The sequence below is a fragment of the Trebonia sp. genome, assembly GCF_049794275.1.
Lineage (GTDB): Bacteria > Actinomycetota > Actinomycetes > Streptosporangiales > Streptosporangiaceae > Trebonia.
This window is the reverse complement of sequence record NZ_JBARCR010000988.1, coordinates 1-2,330: the sequence shown is the minus strand read 5'-3', so window position 1 is coordinate 2,330 and position 2,330 is coordinate 1. Positions and strand designations below refer to the sequence as shown.

The window sequence follows — 2,330 nt, the reverse complement described above, 5'->3', positions numbered from 1 at the left end:
CCCCACGGCAGGAGCGGGCGTGAGCGTGCGGCCGACCAGCGGTGACAGGTGCAGCGCGACGCTGGCCAGTTCCCGCAGGTCGGTGTCGATGAGCGCCTGCGGCCCGTCGCAGAGCGCCGTCTCCGGCGACGGGTGCACGTCGACGATGATGCCGTCCGCGCCGACGGCGATCGCGGCCCTGGACAGCGGCAGCACGAGGTCGCGGCGGCCGCCGGAGTGCGACGGGTCCACGATCACCGGCAGGTGGGACAGCCGCTGCGCGACCGGGACGGCCGAGATGTCGAGCGTGTTCCTCGTGGCGTTCTCGAACGTGCGGATGCCGCGCTCGCACAGCACGATGTCCAGGTTGCCGCGCTGCGCGATGTACTCGGCGGCCATCAGCCATTCCTCGATCGTGGCGCTCATGCCGCGCTTGAGCATGACCGGCTTGCCGCAGCCGCCGACGGCTTGCAGCAGCGGGAAGTTCTGCATGTTGCGGGTGCCGACCTGCAGCATGTCGGCGTACGACGCGACCAGGTCCACGTCGGACGAAGAGACCACCTCGGTGACGATCGGCAGCCCGGTCTCCGCCCGCACGTCGGCGAGGATCTTCAGCCCGGCCTCGCCGAGGCCCTGGAACGCGTAGGGCGACGACCGCGGCTTGTAGGCGCCGCCGCGCAGCAGCGACGCTCCCGCGGCTCGCGCCATCCGGGCCGAGGCAAGCGTCTGCTCCGGCGTCTCCACCGCGCACGGCCCGGCGATCACGGTCAGCGTGTCCGGCCCGATCGGCACCCCCCCGACCCGGATCACCGAACGCTCCCTGCGATGCTCCCGGCTCACCAGCTTGTACGGCACGGAGATCCGCACCACGTCCGACACGCCCGGCTGCGACGCGAGGTTCAGCGTCGCCGCGAAGCGGTCGATGTCACCGCTCAGCCCGATGATCGTCCTGGACTCGCCGCGGCTGACGAACGCCTCGCCGCCCGCCGCGCGAACCAGGCTGACCACACCGTCAGCGTCCTCCTCGGTGGCCTCCGCGGCCATGACCACAACCATCTGACGTGCCCCTTCGCTCGATGCCCATACTCGATGCCCATAAGAAAAGCCCCGGGCCATAGTGGCCCGGGGCTTTCAGCTAGGTCGCTCGCGTCAGCGCGTGGTCTGGCGGGCGGCCGGCTTCCCGAGCCGGTTACCAAACCAGAACCAAAACTGCGTACGCATGGCAGGCACTATACAGCACGGTCCCGCGGCCGCATCACGCGAACGCTCAGAACCCGCCGTAGTACACGGTGATCGTGCTGCCCGACGGCGCCTGCCCCGACGGGGTCACCGCGAACACCTTCTGCCCGGGGCCGAACGCCCTGCCGTCCACCTGGAAGCCAAGCTGCTGCAGCTGCTGCTGCACCTGCTGGAACGGCTGTCCCGTCAGGTTGCCGGGGACCTGAACCTCTGGCGGCCCGTTCGAGACGTAGACGGTGACCGTCGTCTGGCCAGGCGCCACCGGGGTGCCCTGGTCCGGCGACTGGCGGACGATGATGCCCTGCGGCTGGCTGCTCGCCACCTGCATCACGTTGAGCTGGATGTTGTTCGAGCCCGCCCAGCCCTGGATGGTGCCGATGTTCTGCCCGACGAGGTTCGGCAGCGGGATGCCCGCGACGACATCCACGTACACGGTGCGGGTGGCCGGCCACGAGGTGCCGGCGGCCGGCGTGGTGCCGGCCACGGTTCCGACGGCCACGCCGTCCGCGGCGACGTTCTGCGGGGTATCGCTCACGGTCAGCCCCGCCTTGCGCAGCGCCGCGATGGCGCCCTGCAGGTTCTGCCCGGTTACCGGCGGCACGGTGATCATCTTCGGTCCCGAGGAGACGGTCAGCACGATCGTCGTCCCGTGCACCGCGCGCCCGGACGGGGACATGCTGATCACGTCGCCCTTGGCCACGGCGTTGTCGGTCACCCGGGGACCGCGCTGCACCTCGAACCCGGCTTGGTGCAGTTCGCGCGTGGCGGCCGTCAGCGTCATCCCGTCCACCGACGGCACCGGCGTGTACCGGCCCGACGTCAGCCACCAGCCGCCGAGCGCGAGCCCGAGCACCACCACCAGCGCGCCCACCAGGTACGCCAGCCGCCTGGTGAACAGCCACCGCTGCAGGAACGGCTCGTGGCCGCCGAAGGTGACCTCGCCGTCGTACGGGGCTCCTTCGTACACCGGACCGTGCCCGTACCCGGCCGGGCCCGCGTCGTAGCCGTTCCCGCCGCCCACCACCATCGTGTGCGATCCGCCTGCCGGCGAGCCAGGGCCCCCCGGGCCCCCCATGCCGATGGCCGCGATGGCGGCGCCAGCCCCGTTGTAC

2 protein-coding genes are annotated in these 2,330 nt (G+C 71.4%); both read right to left on the bottom strand.

Annotation, left to right across the window (positions count from 1 at the left end):
- Positions 1-1,035, bottom strand: a 1,035-nt coding sequence (aroF, locus tag WA805_RS25090) for a 3-deoxy-7-phosphoheptulonate synthase (protein WP_425243566.1), incomplete at its 3' end; no start/stop codon positions are given.
- A 211-nt stretch (positions 1,036-1,246) separates the two neighbouring features.
- Positions 1,247-2,330, bottom strand: a 1,084-nt coding sequence (locus WA805_RS25085) for a PASTA domain-containing protein (RefSeq protein ID WP_425243565.1), incomplete at its 5' end; no start/stop codon positions are given.